This window comes from Tabrizicola sp., from assembly GCF_016792905.1.
Classification (GTDB): domain Bacteria; phylum Pseudomonadota; class Alphaproteobacteria; order Rhodobacterales; family Rhodobacteraceae; genus Tabrizicola.
In genome coordinates this window covers 1-18,074 of the sequence record NZ_JAEULP010000049.1, presented here as the reverse complement: position 1 = coordinate 18,074, position 18,074 = coordinate 1, and the positions used below count along the sequence as shown (strand labels likewise).

The 18,074-nt window shown below is 66.7% G+C and carries 22 protein-coding genes; 11 read left to right on the top strand and 11 right to left on the bottom strand.

Features of this window, described 5'->3' with window-relative positions:
- Positions 1-7: 7 nt before the first annotated feature.
- Positions 8-589 carry a flagellar biosynthesis protein gene (locus JNL31_RS10310; RefSeq protein ID WP_294972946.1) on the bottom strand — a complete coding sequence of 194 codons (582 nt, stop codon included), beginning with the start codon at positions 587-589 and terminating at the stop codon, positions 8-10.
- The gene (fliF, locus tag JNL31_RS10305) at positions 589-2,178 is read right to left on the bottom strand and encodes a flagellar basal-body MS-ring/collar protein FliF (protein WP_294972944.1); all 1,590 of its coding nucleotides are present in this window, start codon (positions 2,176-2,178) and stop codon (positions 589-591) included. Before fliF ends, JNL31_RS10310 begins: the two co-directional genes overlap by 1 nt.
- 126 nt (positions 2,179-2,304) lie before the next feature.
- Between fliF and JNL31_RS10300 the strand changes: the two genes are divergently transcribed.
- From JNL31_RS10300 to JNL31_RS10255, 10 genes are all read left to right on the top strand, one after another.
- A complete protein-coding gene (locus JNL31_RS10300; RefSeq protein ID WP_294972943.1) occupies positions 2,305-2,787 on the top strand; it encodes a flagellar basal body-associated FliL family protein in 483 nt (160 codons plus the stop codon).
- A 9-nt stretch (positions 2,788-2,796) separates the two neighbouring features.
- Positions 2,797-3,186 (top strand): hypothetical protein, encoded by a 390-nt coding sequence (locus tag JNL31_RS10295; RefSeq protein ID WP_294972941.1) that lies wholly within the window; start codon positions 2,797-2,799, stop codon positions 3,184-3,186.
- Complete coding sequence (locus tag JNL31_RS10290) at positions 3,183-3,746, top strand: hypothetical protein (protein WP_294972939.1); 564 nt, start codon at positions 3,183-3,185, stop codon at positions 3,744-3,746. Before JNL31_RS10295 ends, JNL31_RS10290 begins: the two co-directional genes overlap by 4 nt.
- Positions 3,747-3,829: 83 nt before the next feature.
- Positions 3,830-4,699: a flagellar motor stator protein MotA gene (motA, locus tag JNL31_RS10285; protein ID WP_294972938.1), complete on the top strand. Its 870-nt coding sequence runs from the start codon at positions 3,830-3,832 to the stop codon at positions 4,697-4,699.
- Complete coding sequence (locus JNL31_RS10280; protein ID WP_294972937.1) at positions 4,696-6,846, top strand: hypothetical protein; 2,151 nt, start codon at positions 4,696-4,698, stop codon at positions 6,844-6,846. The genes motA and JNL31_RS10280 overlap by 4 nt, the downstream gene beginning before the upstream one ends.
- A 129-nt stretch (positions 6,847-6,975) precedes the next feature.
- Entirely contained in the window at positions 6,976-7,602 is a 627-nt protein-coding gene (locus JNL31_RS10275; protein WP_366928940.1) for a transglycosylase SLT domain-containing protein, read from the top strand.
- 1 nt (position 7,603) lies between these two features.
- Positions 7,604-9,679, top strand: a complete 2,076-nt coding sequence (gene flhA / locus JNL31_RS10270; protein ID WP_294972936.1) for a flagellar biosynthesis protein FlhA — start codon at positions 7,604-7,606, stop codon at positions 9,677-9,679.
- A complete protein-coding gene (locus JNL31_RS10265; RefSeq protein ID WP_294972935.1) occupies positions 9,676-10,458 on the top strand; it encodes a flagellar biosynthetic protein FliR in 783 nt (260 codons plus the stop codon). Before flhA ends, JNL31_RS10265 begins: the two co-directional genes overlap by 4 nt.
- Positions 10,455-11,534, top strand: a complete 1,080-nt coding sequence (locus tag JNL31_RS10260; RefSeq protein WP_294972934.1) for a flagellar biosynthesis protein FlhB — start codon at positions 10,455-10,457, stop codon at positions 11,532-11,534. Before JNL31_RS10265 ends, JNL31_RS10260 begins: the two co-directional genes overlap by 4 nt.
- Positions 11,531-11,875: a hypothetical protein gene (locus JNL31_RS10255; RefSeq protein ID WP_294972933.1), complete on the top strand. Its 345-nt coding sequence runs from the start codon at positions 11,531-11,533 to the stop codon at positions 11,873-11,875. Before JNL31_RS10260 ends, JNL31_RS10255 begins: the two co-directional genes overlap by 4 nt.
- A 43-nt stretch (positions 11,876-11,918) precedes the next feature.
- Here JNL31_RS10255 and JNL31_RS10250 read toward each other — a convergent pair whose 3' ends face one another.
- The 9 genes from JNL31_RS10250 to JNL31_RS10210 are packed head-to-tail and all read right to left on the bottom strand — an operon-like array spanning position 11,919 to position 16,439.
- Positions 11,919-12,443: a flagellar basal body-associated FliL family protein gene (locus tag JNL31_RS10250; protein ID WP_294972931.1), complete on the bottom strand. Its 525-nt coding sequence runs from the start codon at positions 12,441-12,443 to the stop codon at positions 11,919-11,921.
- Positions 12,444-12,445: 2 nt separating this feature from the next.
- Positions 12,446-13,165 carry a flagellar basal body L-ring protein FlgH gene (flgH, locus tag JNL31_RS10245; protein ID WP_294973104.1) on the bottom strand — a complete coding sequence of 240 codons (720 nt, stop codon included), beginning with the start codon at positions 13,163-13,165 and terminating at the stop codon, positions 12,446-12,448.
- A 6-nt stretch (positions 13,166-13,171) separates the two neighbouring features.
- The gene (gene flgA / locus JNL31_RS10240) at positions 13,172-13,591 is read right to left on the bottom strand and encodes a flagellar basal body P-ring formation chaperone FlgA (protein WP_294972930.1); all 420 of its coding nucleotides are present in this window, start codon (positions 13,589-13,591) and stop codon (positions 13,172-13,174) included.
- Complete coding sequence (gene flgG / locus JNL31_RS10235) at positions 13,591-14,376, bottom strand: flagellar basal-body rod protein FlgG (protein ID WP_294972928.1); 786 nt, start codon at positions 14,374-14,376, stop codon at positions 13,591-13,593. Before flgG ends, flgA begins: the two co-directional genes overlap by 1 nt.
- Before the next feature lie 9 nt (positions 14,377-14,385).
- Complete coding sequence (locus tag JNL31_RS10230; RefSeq protein WP_294972926.1) at positions 14,386-15,096, bottom strand: flagellar hook-basal body complex protein; 711 nt, start codon at positions 15,094-15,096, stop codon at positions 14,386-14,388.
- A 1-nt stretch (position 15,097) separates the two neighbouring features.
- Positions 15,098-15,364: a flagellar biosynthetic protein FliQ gene (locus JNL31_RS10225; protein WP_294972925.1), complete on the bottom strand. Its 267-nt coding sequence runs from the start codon at positions 15,362-15,364 to the stop codon at positions 15,098-15,100.
- Entirely contained in the window at positions 15,361-15,651 is a 291-nt protein-coding gene (fliE, locus tag JNL31_RS10220; protein WP_294972923.1) for a flagellar hook-basal body complex protein FliE, read from the bottom strand. The genes JNL31_RS10225 and fliE overlap by 4 nt, the downstream gene beginning before the upstream one ends.
- Positions 15,652-15,663: 12 nt before the next feature.
- Positions 15,664-16,047, bottom strand: coding sequence for a flagellar basal body rod protein FlgC (gene flgC, locus JNL31_RS10215; RefSeq protein ID WP_294972921.1), 384 nt, complete (start codon positions 16,045-16,047; stop codon positions 15,664-15,666).
- Positions 16,048-16,055: 8 nt separating this feature from the next.
- Positions 16,056-16,439, bottom strand: coding sequence for a FlgB family protein (locus JNL31_RS10210; protein WP_294972919.1), 384 nt, complete (start codon positions 16,437-16,439; stop codon positions 16,056-16,058).
- An 84-nt stretch (positions 16,440-16,523) separates the two neighbouring features.
- Between JNL31_RS10210 and JNL31_RS10205 the strand changes: the two genes are divergently transcribed.
- The gene (locus JNL31_RS10205; protein WP_294972917.1) at positions 16,524-17,834 is read left to right on the top strand and encodes a FliI/YscN family ATPase; all 1,311 of its coding nucleotides are present in this window, start codon (positions 16,524-16,526) and stop codon (positions 17,832-17,834) included.
- Positions 17,835-18,074: the final 240 nt, after the last annotated feature.

Sequence of the window (18,074 nt, the reverse complement as noted above, 5' to 3'; positions counted from 1 at the left end):
AACTGTCTCAGCTGTTGAGGTTGAAGAAGGCCCGGACGGCGATGGCTATGTCGGTCGTCACCTGGGCGAGGTCGACCTTGCTCTCGGCGGCTCCGAAGCGGATGTAGACCTGACCCTCGGGCATTGACGGTTCTTCGTCGATCACCATCGGCAGGCCGGTCGCCTGGGCCAGCAGATCCTCGACTTGCGAACGGACGGCGGGGTTCAGGACCAGCGTCAGCGGGGCGTCGGCCAACCCTTCGGCAAGAGGCATCACCGCCTCCAGCACGGTCGGCGCCAGGGCCTCGCGCGCGACTTCGGGGAGGAGACGGTTGACGATCTGCAGGATCAGCGGACGGATGGCTTGCAGCACATGGCTGCGCGCGTCCTGGAAGGTGAAGGACAGGCTTTGCAGGTTTCGCGCCAGATCGGCCCGGATGCGGGTCTGGTCGCCCTGCTGGGCTGCCACGGCATCGTCCCAACCGGCGGAATAGCCCTGCTCGAAAGAGGCAACCTTGGCCTCCTCGACGGCCGTCGCCTCGACCAGCGGTTGCATCAAGCCGTCGGCGGCATAGGCGGTATCGAACACTTCAAGACGCAGGGCAGGCATCAGGCGTGCTCCTCCTCTTCCATCCAGCCGCGCAGAATCTCGATGGACTCGGTCTGGCGCTGCTCGATCAGGCGGCGCAGCCGGGCAGCCGGGTCTTCCTCGGTCGCCTCGCCCTCGACCTGCTCGCCGCGCGTGCTGGCGAAGGCGCCGTAGTCGAAGCCGTCCTCCAGTTCGCCGTTCAGCGCCACGGTTCTGGAGAGCGTCGCGGGCGGCAGGGCCAACGGCACGTCCGGGGCGGCGAGCGCCGCACGGTTCGCCGAGGTCAGCACGGGGCGGATCACGAACAGGCCAAGCACCAGCGCGACAAGCGCGAGCACAGCGGTCTGGATCATCGTCATCAGGTCGATCCGTCCGATCTGCGGCAGGAGGCCTGCGGTCGCCTCGGTGCCTAGCGGGGCCGAAAGCTCCTGGAATTCCAGCGACTTCAGCGTCAGCACATCGCCGCGATCTTCGTCCAGCCCGACAGCCGAGGCAACCAGTTCGCGCAGGGTGGCAAGCTCTTCCTCGGGGCGCGCGGCCCAAGTCCGGGTGCCGTCGGCGGCGGTCGTCACCACACCGTCGACCATCACCGCCACGGTCATCCGCCGTACAGACCCCGGATTGCGCAGGATCTCGCGCTGGGTTTCCGACACCTCGTAGTTCACCCGCTCCTTTGTCTCGGCAGTCTGGCTCTTGCCCTGCCCGCCTGCCGCGGCATCGCCCTCGGGCAGGTTGGAGGCCACTGTCACCTCGCCGCCGGGTTCGGTGCTGGACCCGCTGCGCTCCTCGGTTTCGGACGAAATCGCCACCCGGCCCTGCGGGTCGAACTTGCGCTCGGTGATCGCCTCGCGTTCCGAAACGAGGTCGATGGAAACCTCAACCACCGCTTTCCCGGCACCCACACGCGCGGCCAGAAGGCGCTCCACGCTGCCCTTGATTGCGGCTGCCCGGTCCTCGGCATCGCCTGTATCGAAGGCCTGCCCGTCCTCACCGCCGATCAGACCGGCGACCGTGTCGATGATCTGCACCCCATCCGGCGTCATTCCGGCAACCGCGCTCGCCACCAGATGCCGGATCGCCCGGGCCTGCGCCTCGCTAAGCGAACCCGAAACCGTGGTCAGCGTGACCGACGCGGTGGGCTTGGCTTCCGGCTGGAAAGCCCGGGTCGGCGCACTTGCAATGTGAACGCGGGCAGCCTTCACCTCGGGCATCGCCAGAAGCGTGCGGGCGATCTCGCCTTCCTTCGCGCGCCAGTAGGCTGCATCGAACATCTGCGAGGTCGTGCCGAAGCCCGAGAGCGAATCGAGGAGTTCATAGCCGCCGCCGCCCGCCGCAGGCAGTCCCTCGGAAGCCAGCGCCATGCGCAAGGCGTCGCGCTGCGTCACATCGACAAGAATCGAATCGCCGCTGATCTCGTAAGTCACGCCACGCTGGTCGAGCGCCGCAATCACCTCACCGGCAGCCGCCGGTTCCAGCCCGGCGTAGAGAAGTCCCATCTCCGCCTGACCGGCCATGCGGCTGAGGCCGAGGATGGCGGCGAACATCGCCAGCGTGGCGCCGACGATGATGATGCGGCGCCGAAGGTCAAGCGAGGTCCAGACGGCGATCATGTTTTGCAAGACGATTCTCCGGCACCGGCGTTCTGCCGTGTCGCCAGATTTCATCGGTTCGCCTTAACAATCGGTTAGTGACCTTTGGACTATGTTCGTTCTCGTCCGAAGCGGGTGGAGAGGAACATGGCAACGGCAGAAGCCATTCTGGAAGATGTTCCGAAGAAGCGGTCGAAGAAGCCGCTTCTTTTCGGGCTTGTCCTGGCTCTGATACTCGGCGGCGGCGGCTTCTACGCCACCTATTCCGGTCTACTCTTCGCGGGCGGAGAGGACGGCGCGGAGGCCGAACACGGTCCTGGCCCGCTGATGGGCATCGCCTTCGTGCCGCTGGAAACCATCGTCATTTCGCTCGGACCCGATTCGGGCAGCGAGCACCTGCGATTCACCGCGCAGCTGGAAGTGGTCGATACGGCGGCATCGGACGTGACCACTCTGACACCGCGCATCCTGGACGTGATCAACAGCTACCTGCGCGCGATCGACACCGCCTCGATAGAAGACCCGCACGCCATGGCAAGACTGCGGGCGCAGATGTTGCGGCGCATCCAGATCGTCGTCGGCGAGGGCCGGGTGCGCGATCTGCTGATCACCGAATTCGTATTGAACTGAGGCTGACCCATGGAGCTGATCTCCGATATCCTTCTGATGGCGGGCTCGTTCGGGGCTGCCACGTATTGCTATGTTCTCTCCACCCGGCTGAAGCGCTTCACCACACTGGAAACCGGGATGGGCGGGGCGATTGCCGTCCTGTCGGCGCAGGTCGACGACATGACGGTCGCGCTGGACAAGGCGCGGGGCGCCGCGAACGGCTCGGCCGAAAGCCTGGAGGTGCTGACGGCGCGGGGTGAGGCCGTGGCACGGAAACTGGAACTGCTGGTCGCCTCGCTGCACGATCTGCCCGATCCTGCGGCCCCGCGACCCGTAGAGGACGAGCCCGTCGCCGAGGACCGCCGCCTGCGATTCGTGCGCCGCCGCGCCCCGCGCGACACGCTGGAGGCCGCCGAATGAGCCGCCGTCGTGCTGGCCGGGGCGCCCTGTTCGTCGTGGCGATGCTGTTCGCCATGTCCGGCGCGCTGCGGCTTGGATCAGGGATCGGCGCCGCGCTGGCCAAGGCCGGGGAGGAGGACACACCCGGCGAAGCGGCCGCTCCTGCGAGTTGCGAGATGCCAGGCGCGCTGGCCGAGGCGCTGACCCTGCGCGAGGACCGGGTCGCGGTGCAGGAGGCCTCGCTGAAGGATCGACTGGCCGCACTTGCCCTGGCCGATGCCGCGATCACCAAGCGGATGGAGGAACTGAAGGCGGTGGAGGACGAGTTGAAGGCGACGCTCGCCCTGGCTGACGGCGCGGCCGAGGCCGACGTCGAGAAGCTGACAGCGGTCTACCAGGCGATGAAACCGAAGGACGCCGCCGCATTGTTCGAAACCATGTCGCCCGAATTTGCCGCCGGTTTCCTTGGCCGGATGCCCCCCGAATCGGCGGCGGCGATCCTGTCGGGCATGTCCTCGGAGGCTGCGTACGGTGTCAGTGTGATCGTCGCAGGCCGAAATGCCGGGGCGCCGAAGGACTAGGCCGCCCGTTCGCGCGCCCGGTCAGAGAGTCTTAACCCGGCGCGCGGATACTTCCATCACCAGAAGCGAAACAGGACGCCAAAATGCTCGGCCTCGTCGGCATCGCCGTCATCCTCATCATGGTCTTTGGCGGCTATGTGCTTGCCGGCGGCAAGATGGGGATCATCCTCAAATCCCTGCCCTTCGAGATGATCATGATCGGCGGCGCCGCCATCGGCGCATTCCTCATCTCGAATGACATTTCCGCCGTGAAGCACACGCTCAAGGACATCGGCAAGGTCTTCAAGGGCCCGAAATGGAAGCCTGGCGACTACCGCGACCTCCTGTGCCTGCTGTTCGAACTGATCCGCCTTGCCCGCGCCAACCCCGTCGCGCTGGAGGAACACGTCGAATCCCCGGAAAGCTCGGCGATCATCGGCAAATATCCCCGCATCCAGCACGACCACGAGGCGATGGAGCTGATCTGCGACACGTTGCGCGCCGCGTCGATGAACTACGACGACCCGCATCAGGTGGAAGAAGTGCTGGACAAGCGAATGGACGCCACGCTGAGCCATGCGATGCATTCAAGCCACGCGCTGCAGACCGTGGCTGACGGTCTGCCCGCGCTCGGGATCGTCGCGGCGGTCCTGGGCGTGATCAAGACCATGGGCTCGATCGACCAGCCACCGGAAGTGCTGGGCAAGATGATCGGCGGCGCGCTGGTCGGAACCTTCCTTGGCGTGTTCCTGGCCTATGGCCTGATGGGTCCCTTCGCGGCACGGGTGAAGACCGTGATCGAGGAAGACATCCATTTCTATCAACTGATCCGCGAAGTGCTGATCGCAAACCTGCACCGCCATCCGGCCAACATCTGCATCGAGGTCGGTCGCCAGAACACGCCACACCATCTGCGCCCCGGCTTTGGCGATCTGGAAGAGGCGATGCGCAACCTGAAGCAGGAAGCCGCATGATCCGCGCGGTCCTGTTGCTTCTGTCCCTGGCCCTGCCTGCATCGGCCGACACGGCACGCGTTCTCTCTGGCGAGCATGGCGACTTTACCCGCCTGGTCATCGAACTGCCGGAGGCCGGAGGCTGGACCCTGGGCCGCACGGCAGCGGGGTATGGTTTTGCGGCAAAGGCGGAAACCCAGCCGGGCTACGATCTTTCGTCCGTCTGGCAACGTATCCCGCGCATCCGGCTTTCGGCGCTGGAGGTCGATCCCGGAACCGGGGCGCTCTCGCTGGTGCTCGGCTGCGAATGTCATGTCTTCCCGTTCGAATACCAGCCCGGTGTCATCGTCATCGACATCAAGCCCGGCCCGGCCCCGGCGGGGTCAGCCTTCGAGACGGCGTTTGCCGCACCTGGGGCGCCACCCGGGATGGTCGGCACCGGCAGGACTCCGCAAGGCTACGACTGGCTCGCCACCGGCCGCGGAGAGGTTGAAGAGGCGACGCCGCCGCTGCCATTTCCCCTGCCGACGGGAAGCGTGTCGCTTGAACCGCTGCGCCAGGAACTGCTTGAACAGCTTGCGCGCGGGGCAGCGGATGGCGCCGTCGACATGGAACTGCCCGGCAAGACGCGAAAGACCAGCGATCTCGATCAGGGAGTGCTGCCCTGGTCAAATGTCCATCTTGGTGAAACGCCTGGAATTGCCGTCACCAGCCCTGCCGGGTCCGCGACGGCCGCCGCGCCGGACAGCGGCTGCGCCGATCCGGCCCTTCTCGACCTGCCCGCCTGGGGCGGGGCAACGCCGCCACAGGACCTGTTGACCGAAGCCCACTCCGGCCTCTACGGCGAGTTCGATGCACCGGACCCGGACGCGATCCAGCATGCAACCCGCCTGCTGCTTTTTCTCGGTTTCGGCGCCGAGGCCGGACAGACCGCCAACCTGGCCAGCCCTGAAACGCCGGATGCCACGCTTGGCCTGTACCGGTCGATGGCTCGGATCATCGACGGCGAAAGCGATCCGCAGACCCCGTTCGCCGCTATGCTGGACTGCGAGGGCCCGGCGTCGCTCTGGGCGGCGCTGGCGCGTGATCGGCTTCCTGCCGGACCGGGCGTGAACCGTGACGCGATCCTGCAGGGCTTCGTGGCACTTCCGTCCCATCTGCGACACCATCTCGGCCCCGCCCTGGCCGGGAAATTCCTCGCGCGGGATGACGCCGAGGCAGCCCGGATCATCCGCGATGCGATGGAACGCGCACCGGACATAGACAAGGCCTCGGTCGCCCTCCTGGACGCGAAGGCCGATCTTCACGAAGGCGACGCGAGCGCCGCGCAAGCCCATGCCGAAACCGCGGTAGCCCTTGCAGGCGACGATGCCGGAAGCCTGGTCACGCTGGTCGACGCGCATTTCCGCACGCTGGACCCGCTCGGTCCGGAGACAGCGGAGGCGCTTCTTGCGCTGCAAGGCGAAACCGGGGGTGATACGCGGGCGGCAGTGGACCGGGCTATCGTGCTGGCGATGGCGCTCTCTGGCCAGGTCGACGCTGCCTTCCGGCAGCAGGGCGCGACCGGGCAGGTTCTGGCCGATCTCTGGCGGGTCGCACAGGACCGTGCCACCGACGATCAGTTCCTGCAGCACGCGGTGGTCGCCGCTGCACAGCCTGTCCCGGCCGTTGCGCCCGAAGTAGGCGTTGGCATTGCCGAGCGGCTGCTGGCTTTGGGGTTTCCCGACGCGGCACAGGCATGGATCGGTCCGGTCGCTCCGGGCGATCCGGCCGACAAGCGCCTGCTTGCGGCCCGGGGCGCGCTTGCGCAAGGCGCTGCCCGCAGCGCAATTGCCCTGATCGACGGGCTGCATGATACCGGGGCCGAGGTGCTGCGGGCAGATGCCTGGCTCAAACTCGGCGATCTTTCTGCGGCCGAGCTGGCCCTCGCCGCGGCGAACGATCCCGAGGCGCTGGCCCGGGTGAGCCCCTGGACGGGCGATTGGGCAGGGCTCGATCCCGCGCTGCCCGAGCCTTGGCTCAAGGTGGCCGATTCGATGGCGCCTGATGCAACGGGTGACGACATAGGTCTCCTTGGCCGGGGGAAGCAGGCTGTCGATGCCAGCCTTGCCTCACGCGAGGCGATCACGGCGCTCCTGTCCAGCGTCGCATCGCCGGCGGCGGAGTGACGGCGGTAACCGACCGGAAAGATTCGCGCGTTACCGTCGCCATCGGACCCCGGCAGAATGCGCGGGGCGGAGACCAGGATGCCCCGCGGACGAACCTGCCCGAGACTGACGCCAGCCGCACCGCTTTGCCTGCTTCTGCTGACCGGAGCGGCGCCAGCGCGTGAGAATCCGGCGGCTCTGTGCGCAAACGCCGCTGCAGAGGCCGCCGCCCAAACGGGGGTGCCGTATGACGTCCTCCTGGCCATCGCCACGGTCGAAACCGGGCGCAACAATGAACCCTGGCCCTGGACAGTGAACTTTGGTGGTGAAGGTCGCTGGTTCGACACCGCCGCCGAGGCCGAGGCGAGCGTCGCAGAAGCGATCGACCAGGGTGCGACCAATCTCGATCTTGGCTGCTTCCAGCTGAACTACCACTGGCACGCCAAGGGCTTCGCATCATTGGCCGACATGCTCGATCCGCGGAAGAACGCAACCTATGCGGCCGAATTCCTGGCCGGGCATTTCGCGCAGACCGGCGACTGGGCGCTTGCTGCGGCGGCCTACCATTCGGCGACACCGGAATACGCCGCCGCCTACCAGGCCAAGTTCGAGGCGGTCTATGCCGGGACGGCCGACGATACCGGGCCCGCGCCGCGCGATCCGGCCAAGGCCGGGCGTCGGAACAGCTTTCCGCTTCTTGTCGCCGGAGCGACCGGTGCGCGCGGCTCGCTCGTCCCAACCGGTTCCGGCGGCATCCGTCTGATCGGAGCGCCGTGACATGCCGCAGGGCCTTTCGCTGCGGATGATCTTCCGCCCGACCATCCTTCTCGCCATCGGCCTGATGGCGGTGATCGTGATGATGATCCTGCCGGTCCCGGCCTGGATGCTGGACGTCGGGCTCGCGGTTTCCTTCGCTTTGGCGATCCTGATGCTTACTGTCACGCTGTTCATCGACCGCCCGCTGGATTTCTCCGCCTTCCCGACGATCCTTCTCTCTTCGCTCCTCCTGCGGCTGGCGCTGAACGTGTCTTCGACCAAACTGATCATCGGCGAGGGTCACACGGGAACCGATGCCGCCGGACATGTGATCGAGGGCTTTGCCCAGTTCATCATGGGCGGCAACCTGGTCCTGGGCCTGGTGATCTTCATCGTTCTCCTGATCGTCAACTTCATCGTCATCACCAAGGGCGCTGGGCGGATGGCCGAGGTGGGCGCGCGGTTTGCGCTGGATGGGATGCCTGGACGGCAGCTTGCCATCGACGCGGACATGTCAGCCGGAGCGATCGACCATGCCGAGGCGAAGCGGCGACGCGAACAGGAGCTTGCCGAGACCAACTTCTTCGGCTCGCTCGACGGCGCGTCGAAATTCGTCAAGGGCGATGCTGTCGCCGGACTTCTGATCACCGGGCTCAACATCGTTGTTGGCCTGGTGGTCGGCATCTTCATGCATGGTCTCGATGCCGCGACGGCCTTCAAGACCTATACGATCCTGACGGTCGGCGACGGGCTGGTCAGCCAGATCCCGGCGGTCATCATCTCGGTGGCGGCCGCTCTGCTGCTGGCCAAGGGCAGTCAGAAGGGTACGGCCGACGTCTCGTTCTTCGCCCAGCTTGGCCGCTATCCCGGCGCATTGGGCACGGTTGCCGGGCTGATGGGGCTTTTCGCGATTGTCCCCGGGATGCCGTTCCTGCCCTTCATGCTGGCGGCCCTGTCTCTCGGCACGCTGGCGTTCTTCAGGTTCCGCAATGCCACGCGTCCCGAGGAGGCCCCACCCGCCACGCTGGAACCGGTAAAGCCCCGTTCGATCGGAGACGTGCTCGACTTCGATGACATCCACATCGAGTTCGCCCCGAACCTGGTCGGAATGGTCCTTGACCCGGCGACCGGACTCGACAGCCGCATCGCCAACATGCGCAACCATGTCGCCACGACCTTCGGTTTCATCCTGCCGGAAATCCGCCTGACCGACGAAAGCGCGCTGCCCCCCGGGCAATACCGCATCCGGTTGCAGGGGGTGGAGCGGGTGTCGGATCGGCTCTACCCCGACCGGGTGCTGGTGCTCCTGAACGATGGCATCCCCGCGCCGGACGGCCTGGACGCCCGGGAGCCGGTCTATGGCGCGCCCGCGCGCTGGATCCGGCCCGACCAGCAGGAAGATGCCGCGATCTCGGGATTGACCGTCGTCTCTCCGACCGAGGTTCTGGCCACGCATCTTCTTGAAGTGCTGAAAGCTAACCTCTCGCGACTGCTGACGTTGCGCGGTCTGCGGCGGCTTCTGGACGAATTCGTCAGACTTTCCGATTCCGCCCGCGCGGAGGCGAACCGCCGACTGCTGGACGAGCTTCTGCCCGACAAGGTTCCGGTCGACCTGCTCCATGCCGTCCTGCGGCTCCTCCTGGAGGAGCGCGTGTCGATCCGCAATCTGCCGCTGATCCTGGAAGCCGTCGCCGAGGCCCGCCCGTTCGGCGCGCCAGAGGCGATCTGCGAGCATGTGCGCCAGCGTCTGGGCTTCCAGATCGTCGCCGAGCTGAAACGCCCGGACGGGTCGGTGCCGCTGATCCAGCTCGCCCCGGACTGGGAGAAGACCTTTGCCACCTATCAGATCGACAGCGAGCGAGGCCTGCGCGACATCGCCCTGCCGCCCGAACTGTTCGCGAAACTGGCCAATGGCCTGACCGAACGGGCGAACAGGGCGGCGGAGGGCGGCGTCCATCCCGCACTTGTCACCTCGGTCGGACGCCGCCGCTTCCTGCGCACCGTTGTCCAGGCCAAGGGGCTGCACATGCCGGTCCTGTCCTACGAGGAAATCGGCACCGACGCGCGCCCGGCCCTGATCGGCCAGGTGTCGGCATGAACGGAGTCGTCGCCGCGCTTTCGGAACTTCTCGGACTTGCGGAAGGTCTGGGCTGGACGGCGGCCCTGGCCTTCGTCCGGATCGGTGCCGTCGTGGCCCTCATGCCCGGCATGGGCGATCCGGCCGTGCCGCCGCGCATCAAGCTGGCGCTCGTCGTGGCCTTCAGCCTGGTCGTGGCCCCGATCCTCGCCGACCGGATGGCCGGTCAGGGCCCGCCGCCCGGCTTCGTGGCCCTTGGAGGCGAGGCAGTTGCCGGGCTTCTTCTGGGCGCCGGAATGCGGCTCTTCCTCGTCGGACTGCAGACGGCCGCAGCAATCGCCGCGCAGGCGACAACCTTGTCGCAACTCTTCGCCGGGGCCGCGCCCGAGCCGCAGCCAGCCATCGGCAACCTGCTGCTGATGGCGGCCCTTGCCCTGGCGATGTCGGCAGGCCTGCATGTTCGTGCGGCCGAGCTGGTGCTTCTGTCCTACGACATCCTGCCCGCCGGTGCGCCGCTTTCTGCCGCCTCCGCTGCCGACTGGGGTCTGGCTCTGGTCAGCCGGACCTTTGCGCTGGCCTTCTCGTTGGCTGCGCCATTTGTCATTGCCTCGCTCGTCTACAACCTTGCGCTTGGCGTGATCAACCGGGCAATGCCCGCGCTCATGGTTTCGATGATCGGCGCGCCTGCCCTAACGCTGGGATCCCTCGCCCTGCTGGCCGTCGCCGTGCCGGTCATCCTTGCGACCTGGCTGGCAAGCTTTTCCGCGTTCCTCGACCAGCCCTTCGCGGTCGCACCATGAGCAGCGAGGACGACGAGGCCGACAAGGAACACGAGGCCTCGCAGCAGAAGCTGGATCGGGCCCGCAAGGACGGCGACCTCCCGCGATCGGTCGACCTGCAGACTGCCGCGGCGACAGGCGGCTTCCTGCTGGCGCTGTTCAGCTTCGGCGCCTGGGCCGTGGACCGCGCAGGAACCGCCGGCATGGTCCTCCTGGACCAGGCAGACCGGCTGTCCGCGCAGATCACCAGGGGCGGCACGGGTCCGATCGCCGGCGCGGTCCTGGCCTTTGCCGGTCCGCCGCTGGCGCTTCTCCTGGTTGCGCCGCTCGTTGTCCTCGCCCTGCTCTTCACCACGCGCGGCATCGTCTTTGCCCCGGCAAAACTGGCTCCGAAACTCTCGCGCATCTCGGTCCTCTCCGGCGCCCGGCAGAAGTTCGGGATCGAAGGTCTGGTGGAGTTTGCCAAAAACACGGTGAAGCTCGGCATCGTCGCCCTCATCCTCTACAACTTCCTTGCCGGCCGGCTGGAGGACATTCTTGCCAGCCTTTACCTGACGCCCGCGATGTCCGCCGCGCTGATGGCCCGGCTTACCGTCGAGTTCCTGTTCCTGGTCTTCCTCATCCAGCTGGCCATCGGTGGCGTGGACTATCTTTGGCAGCTTTTCCGTCACCGTCAGCGCCAACGCATGTCACGCAAGGAAATGATGGACGAATTCAAGGAAAGCGAGGGCGACCCGCACCTGAAATCCGCCCGCCGCCAGCGCGCGCAAGAGGTGGCGACCAACCGGATGCTGACCGATGTCGCCTCGGCCAATGTCGTCGTGGTCAACCCGACCCACTACGCGGTTGCGCTGAAATGGGATCGCGGCAAGGGCGGTGCGCCGATCTGCGTTGCCAAGGGCGTCGACCAGATTGCGGCCAGGATCCGTGAACGCGCCGCAGAGCATGGCGTGCCACTCCACAGCGACCCGCCAACGGCCCGCGCGGTCTATGCCACGGTCGAGATCGGGCAGGAAATCCGGGCCGAGCACTACCGCGCCGTCGCCGCCGCGATCCGCTTTGCCGAAGCCATGCGCAGGAAAGCCCGCACAAGATGACAAAGGCGAACGACCTGTCGCGGCTGGAAGATGTCGCGCAGCTCATGCTCGACCATCGGCTGGGCCGGCTGCACAACGCCGCAACCGAGTTGGACCGCAGTCGGATGCAGCTTGCATCGATCAACGCCGCCGCGCGACCGAGCGATGAGCTGGAGCCGATCACAGCCGAAAGGGTCGGCATGGCCTATGATCGCTGGGCCGATCAACGCAGGTCCGAGCTGAACCTGGTGATCGCGCGCCAGACTGCTGCCTGGATCGAGCGGCGTGGCGAGGCGCAGACGGCATTCGGTCGCGTCCAGGCACTGCAGGGCCTGGCGGCGCGCCTGAAACAACAGCGCTAGAACCTGCCGGACCCTTCATTCGGCGCCGGGCAAGCCCCCGGGCTCAACTGTCCTGACGGGCGATGTCGGTGATCAACACGTCCCGGATCTCCGTCCCCAGGACCAGGGCGGCAGCCTCTTTCAGGCTGGTCCGCAGAACCACGAGGTTCGAGCCGTCGGTGAACGAACCGGAGAAGCCGCCGGTGTTGGCGTGATCGAAAAGCACCTGCAGGAAGACGTCGCGCAACTTCGGCTCGCGCTGGTAGACGGCTTCGGTATTGCCCGGCTCCACCTCCAGCGACAGCGACAGCACAACCATCGCGGCGACGTGGCCGGATTCGACCACCGGAACGACGAACTGGTTGTTCATCTTGACATATTCCGGCGCGCCGCCCTCAGGCTCACCCTCATGCCCGCCTGCCGCGCCCTCCTCTGCGGCGGCCTCGCCATGTGCATCGGCCTTGGCATGTTCGGCGGCCTCGGCGGCGTGTTCGTCGGCTGCGGGCGAGGGACGAAGGAAGAACCCGGCTCCCGCGCCGCCACCAAGACCGGCCAGCGCCAGTATCACGGGGAAAAGCTTGCGCAGCATGGTCAGAACGGCATCACGATATCGGCGACCTGCTGGCCGTAGGTCGGCTGCTGGACGTCGGTGATCTGCCCGCGCCCGCCGTAAGCGATGCGCGCGCCCGCGATCTTGTCATAGGTGATCTCGTTCTGCCGCGAGATGTCGGCGGGACGGACATAGCCGGTGACGATCAACTCGCGCATCTCGAAGTTCACCCGGACTTCCTGCTGGCCCTCGACCTTCAGGACGCCGTTCGGCAGCTCCTCGACCACGGTTGCGGCGATCCGCAGGGTCAGCTTCTCATTTCGCGAGACCGAACCCTGGCCCTTGAAGGTGGACGAGGATTTCGTCTCGTAGGCCTCAGCCATGCTGGCGCCGTCCGGCAGGCTTTCGTCGATCCGTTGCGGGATGCCAAGCAAGTCCGGCAGCCCGGATTTCTGCTGGCCGGTCCGACTGCGGCCGGTGGAGTTCGAAATAGAGGCGCTGTCGTCGATCTCGATCACCACGGTCAGGATGTCGCCGCGCTTCGCCGCGCGCCGGTCGCCGAAAAGGCTGTCTGTGCCCGCAGTCCACAGCGAAGAGCCATCGCTTGCAGTCTGGGCCGGCACATCTTCGGGCAAGGTGGCCGAATACATCGCGTAATGCTGATCGGTACCCTCCAACCCCGAGAATTCCGGCGCACGGCCGACCTGGTCCAGCTTGCCGCAGCCGCTTGCTGCAAGGGCCGTTACCAACAGGAATCGCATCTTCATTTACCCATTCCATCCGACATAGACTTCTCCGTCCGGGCCGACCCGGCCCGTCACAGTATTGCGCGATCCGAGGTTCATCACCCGCACCTCGTCGCCCTCGGCCCCGCGCGCCAGCGCCCGGCCCTCTGTCGAGATCGCAAGCCCGCCAGCGAGATAGATCAGCGTCACCGTCTGGTTGCGCTCCACGAGGGTCGGTGGGCCGAGATCGCCGGGGTGCAGCGGCTTGCCCGGATAGATCGCGACCTTCGCCTCAAGGCCGACCGCCGCCGCCGGGTCGCTCAACGCGCCCGGCAATTCAGCGCTGACCAGCACCACGTCGTCCGGCAGGACCAGCGTCCTCGCGCGGATCGTCCGTGTCGCGACAAGGCTTTCGGCGGCGGCCGGACCTGCCATCGCCAGAAGAAGCAGCATCCGCAGCATCAACGCACCTGCGTCGTCGCGGCAAGCATCTGGTCCGCTGCCGTGATTACCTTGGCGTTCAGCTCATAGCCCCGCTGCGCCTTGATCAACTCTGTCACCTCGCGCACCGCATCGACCGTGCTGCCCTCCAGATACCCGTGCCGCAAAGTCCCGAGTCCTTCCTCCCCCGGCGTGCCCGAAAAGGCCGCCCCCGAGGCCGGGCTTTCCAGGAACAGGTTCGACCCGATCGCCTCCAGCCCCTTTTCGTTCGGAAACGAGGAAATCGTCAGCTGTCCGATCAGTTCGGGGTCGACCCGGTCGGCGAAATCGGCCCAGACCTCGCCCGAGGGCGAGATCGTCAGCCCGCGCGCATCCGAGGGAATCGTGATCCCCGGTGCGACCGGATAACCGTCAGAGGTGACGATCAGCCCCTCGGCCGACCGCTTCAGCGCCCCGTCGCGGGTATAGCCGGTCTGGCCGGTCGGCATCTGCACCTCGATGTAGCCATTGCCGTCGATGGCAACGTCCAGGTCGCCCCCGGTCGCGTCCAGAGTGCCCTGCCCGATCACCACCGACACGGCCGCCGGTCGCACCCCAAGGCCGATCTGGATGCCGGTCGGCAGCATCGAGCCGTCCGCCGCGGTGACCGAACCGGGCCGGGCCATCTGCTGGTAGGTCAGGTCGGCGAAGTCGGCGCGGCGCGGGTTGTAGCCGGTGGTCGACATGTTGGCGAGGTTGTTCGACACCACGTCGACCTTCATCTGCTGCGCGGCCATGCCGGTCGCCGCGATCTGCAATGCCTTCATCGCGGCCTCCTATCGACCAAGCGTCGTGATCACGCCGCGAACCCGTTCGTCCTCGGCATCCAGAAATTTCTGGCCCAGCTCATAGGCGCGCTGGACCTCGATCATGCGGGCGATCTCGGAAACCGGCTCGACATTGCTGTCTTCCAGCATCCCCTGCATCACGGTCGCGCCTTCGGCCGGCTCAACCTCTCCGCCATCAAACAGGGTTCCCGTCTGGTGCTTCAGCGCCAAAGGGTCGGTCGGCTGCCAAAGCCCGACCTGCGCGATGGGCTGGCCGTTCGACGACAGCGTGCCGTCTGCCGACATCGCCACGCCTTTGACATCGGGGGGGATGAAGATCGGCGCTCCCCCCGCGTCCAGCAGGCGATAGCCGTCCGGTGTCACCAGCTCGCCCTCGGCCGAGGGCGTGAAGCTGCCCGCGCGCGTCAGTCGCTGGCCCTGCGGCGTCTCGATCAGGAAAAACCCGTCGCCCTGGATGGCGAAGTCGAAGGTTCCGCCGGTCTGGGCGAGGGTCGACTGCGACAGGTCGACGTGGCGTCCGCTGGCATCGGCCATCGACAGCGACGGGTCTTCATCCAGTGCGGCCACGAATTCCGAAAAGACCACGCCTTCACGCCGGAAGCCGGTGGTCGAGGCGTTGGCAATGTTGTTCGCCACCACCCCCATCTCGCGCATCAGGCCCGACTGGCGGTTCAGCGTCGCATATCCGGCGGCGTCCATCTCAGCCTCCCGCGATCTGGGGAATGATCGTGTCGGTGAAGAAGGACACGAGGGTCGAGGTCATGAAACTCATCGACAGCCAGAAGACCCCCAGCATCACCGCGGCCTTCGGCACGAAGGTCAGCGTCATCTCCTGCACCGAGGTCAGGGCCTGGAAGAGGCCAATCACCACGCCCACCACCAGCGCCACCGTCAGCAAGGGTGCCGAGATCACCACGCAGACCCAGAGCGCTTGGCGGGTCAGGTCGAAGATCAGGGATTCGGTCATACCGGCATCCTCAGGATTTCCTGATAGGCCTCGACCACGCGGTCCCTGACCGTCGCCACCGTCTCCACCGCCAACTGCGAAGAGGCCAGCGCCTGCACCAGCGCATGCGGATCGGCCCCCCCGGTCATCGCGGCGCGGGCGGTCGCCTCATGGTCCTGAAGCGCGCCCATGAAATTGTCGGCCAGTTTCGCGAAGCCCTGTTCCGCTACCCCTGCCTTTGGCGAAGGGGCGGCGGCAGTGCGGGCATTCGCGTAGGCCTGGCTGACGAAAGAGGTTTTCACATCCATTCTGGATCTCCCCTATCGGCGCAGAAGGTCGAACAGGTTCTGCGTCATCTGGCGCGTCTGATCGAACATCCTGAGGTTCGCCTCGTAGCTGCGCTGCGCTTCGCGCGCGTCGGCGATTTCGATCACCAGATCGACATTCGAGCCGTCGTAGTGACCGGTTTCATCGGCCAGCGGGTGGCCCGGATCGTAGATCTTCGTCAGTTCGCTCTGGTCCAGTTTCACCGGACCGGCCTCGACCAGGCCGCTGTCCATCGCCTGCTCGAAGGTCATCACCTTGCGGTGATAGCCCGGGGTATCGGCGTTGGCGATGTTCTCGGACACATGCCTGAGCCGCATGGCCTGCGTCTCCATGCCGGAAGCGGCGAAGGACAGGGAAGAGATCAGGTCATTGCCCATCGCTCACCTCACCGCGACCGACCAAGGCTCGCCCGGATCACGTCCGAGGTCGCCCGGTAGATCGCCAGCGCCATGTCGTGATTCTGCCGCGCCTCGACCGATTTCACCATCTCGGCCTCCAGCGAGACCGAGTTGCCGTTGGGCGATTCATGACCACGGGCCGTGTCCGGGATCGGCGTGGCCGATTGCGAAGGCGCAGTCAGATGACCGGGCCGCGTGGCCCGCATCTCCAGTCCCGTGTCCTCATAGACCTCGGAAAAGGCTGGAATGTCCTTGGCCTTGTAGCCGGGCGTATCGGCGTTCGCGACATTCTCCGCGATCACCGCCATGCGTGCCCCGGACTGCGCGGCCAGAGCCTGCGCCATGCGGGTAAGTTCCAGTTTCTCGAACATCGGGGCTTCTCCCTCGACCTGCTTCACCAAGGCTTAAGGGTGATTCCTTTAGAAACGGTGTAGAGCGAACAAAGGGAGAATCCCGTGGCTGGTCTTTTCGATGGTCTCCTGGCGGAAATCGCCGGAAGTGCTCCCGTGCGGCGGGTCGGGCGGGTGGCGGAGACGCGACGCGGGCTGGCCGAGGTAACCGGGCTGGACGCTGCGGCGATCGGTGACCGGGTGCTGATCCACAGCCGCGACGAGGTCGCCGGGGGCGAGGTGCTGCGCCTCACGGCGGGGTGCTGTTCGGTCCTGCCGGATGCCTCCGGCGACGGGATGGCCATCGGTGATCGGGTGGAGCTTCTGGGAAAGGCCGAGATCGCGCCGGATGACAGCTGGGTCGGGCGGATCATCGACGCGACCGGGCAGCCGCTGGACGGACGGCCCCTGCTGCGCGGCCCCCTGTCGCGATCCCTCCGGGCTCCCGCACCGCCTGCGGCCGGCCGACGCCGACTGGGCTTGCGCCTGGAGACGGGGGTGGCTGTGTTCGATACCCTCCTTCCCCTGGTGCGCGGCCAGCGGATCGGGCTGTTCGCCGGGTCGGGCGTCGGCAAATCCTCGCTTCTGGCCAAGTTCGCCCGGGGGGTGGAGGCCGATGTGGTTGTCATCGCCCTGGTGGGCGAGCGGGGACGGGAGTTGCGGGAGTTCACCGAGCGGGTCCTGGGCCCGGCGGGGATGGCCCGCAGCGTGGTGGTGACGGCGACCTCGGACCAGTCGCCCCTGATGCGGCGGATGTGCGCGCTGACGGCAATGGCCGTGGCGGAGCATTTCCGGGATCAGGGCAGGCATGTGCTGCTCCTCGTCGATTCCGTCACCCGCTTTGCCGAGGCCCACCGCGAAGTGGCGCTGGCGGGCGGCGAGGGGGCCAGCCTGCGCGGCTTTCCGCCCTCGCTCAACCAGGCGATCATGGGGCTTGCGGAACGCGCGGGGCCGGGGCCGGAGGGAGCGGGGGACATTACGGCGGTCTTCTCGGTCCTCGTCGCGGGGTCGGACATGGAGGAGCCGGTGGCCGACATCCTGCGCGGGGTCTTGGACGGGCATGTCGTAATGGACCGCCGGATTGCCGAGCGGGGGCGGTTTCCGGCGATCGACCTTCTCCGGTCGGTGAGCCGGTCGTTGCCCGAGGCGGCGACGGAGGAGGAGAACCAGTTGATCGGCGAGGCGCGGCGGCTTCTCGGGGCCTATGACCGGGCCGAGATGATGATCCAGGCGGGGCTCTATGCGACCGGGTCGGATCCGGTGATCGACCGGGCGATCAAGGTCTGGCCGCAGCTGGACGGCTTCCTGGCAGAACCGTCGCCGGCGGAGGGAGTCGCGGGCAGCTTCGAACGGTTGCGGGCCAGCCTGAGGGGGTGATCCGGGCCGGTCAGAGTCGGGGGTGCCTTGAGGCTGTCCACGGTGGGCAGATTTTTCGGCCCTTTTAAATCAATGGGTTGGTCGCGGACGTTAGGCGTTTGTTAACTCAAGTTCCAACTGCAACACTTTTGGCGGCGAGAGCGATTTCTTCGGCGAGGGCTTGGGTGGGGGTTTTCCATCCGAGGGTTTTGCGGGGGCGGTCGTTCATGAGTTTGGCGATGTGGTCGAGATCGCGCTGGC

Excerpts from the sequence above, each read along its gene's own strand:
- JNL31_RS10280 (WP_294972937.1), top strand. The coding sequence starts at position 4,696 with ATGATCCGCGCGGTCCTGTTGCTTCTGTCCCTGGCCCTGCCTGCATCG.
- flgA (WP_294972930.1), bottom strand. The coding sequence starts at position 13,591 with ATGCTGCGGATGCTGCTTCTTCTGGCGATGGCAGGTCCGGCCGCCGCC.
- fliE (WP_294972923.1), bottom strand. The coding sequence starts at position 15,651 with ATGGATGTGAAAACCTCTTTCGTCAGCCAGGCCTACGCGAATGCCCGC.
- JNL31_RS10300 (WP_294972943.1), top strand. The coding sequence starts at position 2,305 with ATGGCAACGGCAGAAGCCATTCTGGAAGATGTTCCGAAGAAGCGGTCG.
- JNL31_RS10250 (WP_294972931.1), bottom strand. The coding sequence starts at position 12,443 with ATGCTGCGCAAGCTTTTCCCCGTGATACTGGCGCTGGCCGGTCTTGGT.
- flhA (WP_294972936.1), top strand. The coding sequence starts at position 7,604 with ATGCCGCAGGGCCTTTCGCTGCGGATGATCTTCCGCCCGACCATCCTT.
- JNL31_RS10295 (WP_294972941.1), top strand. The coding sequence starts at position 2,797 with ATGGAGCTGATCTCCGATATCCTTCTGATGGCGGGCTCGTTCGGGGCT.
- JNL31_RS10255 (WP_294972933.1), top strand. The coding sequence starts at position 11,531 with ATGACAAAGGCGAACGACCTGTCGCGGCTGGAAGATGTCGCGCAGCTC.
- JNL31_RS10310 (WP_294972946.1), bottom strand. The coding sequence starts at position 589 with ATGCCTGCCCTGCGTCTTGAAGTGTTCGATACCGCCTATGCCGCCGAC.
- fliF (WP_294972944.1), bottom strand. The coding sequence starts at position 2,178 with ATGATCGCCGTCTGGACCTCGCTTGACCTTCGGCGCCGCATCATCATC.
- motA (WP_294972938.1), top strand. The coding sequence starts at position 3,830 with ATGCTCGGCCTCGTCGGCATCGCCGTCATCCTCATCATGGTCTTTGGC.
- JNL31_RS10260 (WP_294972934.1), top strand. The coding sequence starts at position 10,455 with ATGAGCAGCGAGGACGACGAGGCCGACAAGGAACACGAGGCCTCGCAG.
- flgC (WP_294972921.1), bottom strand. The coding sequence starts at position 16,047 with ATGGGCAATGACCTGATCTCTTCCCTGTCCTTCGCCGCTTCCGGCATG.
- JNL31_RS10210 (WP_294972919.1), bottom strand. The coding sequence starts at position 16,439 with ATGTTCGAGAAACTGGAACTTACCCGCATGGCGCAGGCTCTGGCCGCG.
- JNL31_RS10290 (WP_294972939.1), top strand. The coding sequence starts at position 3,183 with ATGAGCCGCCGTCGTGCTGGCCGGGGCGCCCTGTTCGTCGTGGCGATG.
- JNL31_RS10225 (WP_294972925.1), bottom strand. The coding sequence starts at position 15,364 with ATGACCGAATCCCTGATCTTCGACCTGACCCGCCAAGCGCTCTGGGTC.
- JNL31_RS10230 (WP_294972926.1), bottom strand. The coding sequence starts at position 15,096 with ATGGACGCCGCCGGATATGCGACGCTGAACCGCCAGTCGGGCCTGATG.
- JNL31_RS10265 (WP_294972935.1), top strand. The coding sequence starts at position 9,676 with ATGAACGGAGTCGTCGCCGCGCTTTCGGAACTTCTCGGACTTGCGGAA.
- flgH (WP_294973104.1), bottom strand. The coding sequence starts at position 13,165 with ATGCGATTCCTGTTGGTAACGGCCCTTGCAGCAAGCGGCTGCGGCAAG.
- flgG (WP_294972928.1), bottom strand. The coding sequence starts at position 14,376 with ATGAAGGCATTGCAGATCGCGGCGACCGGCATGGCCGCGCAGCAGATG.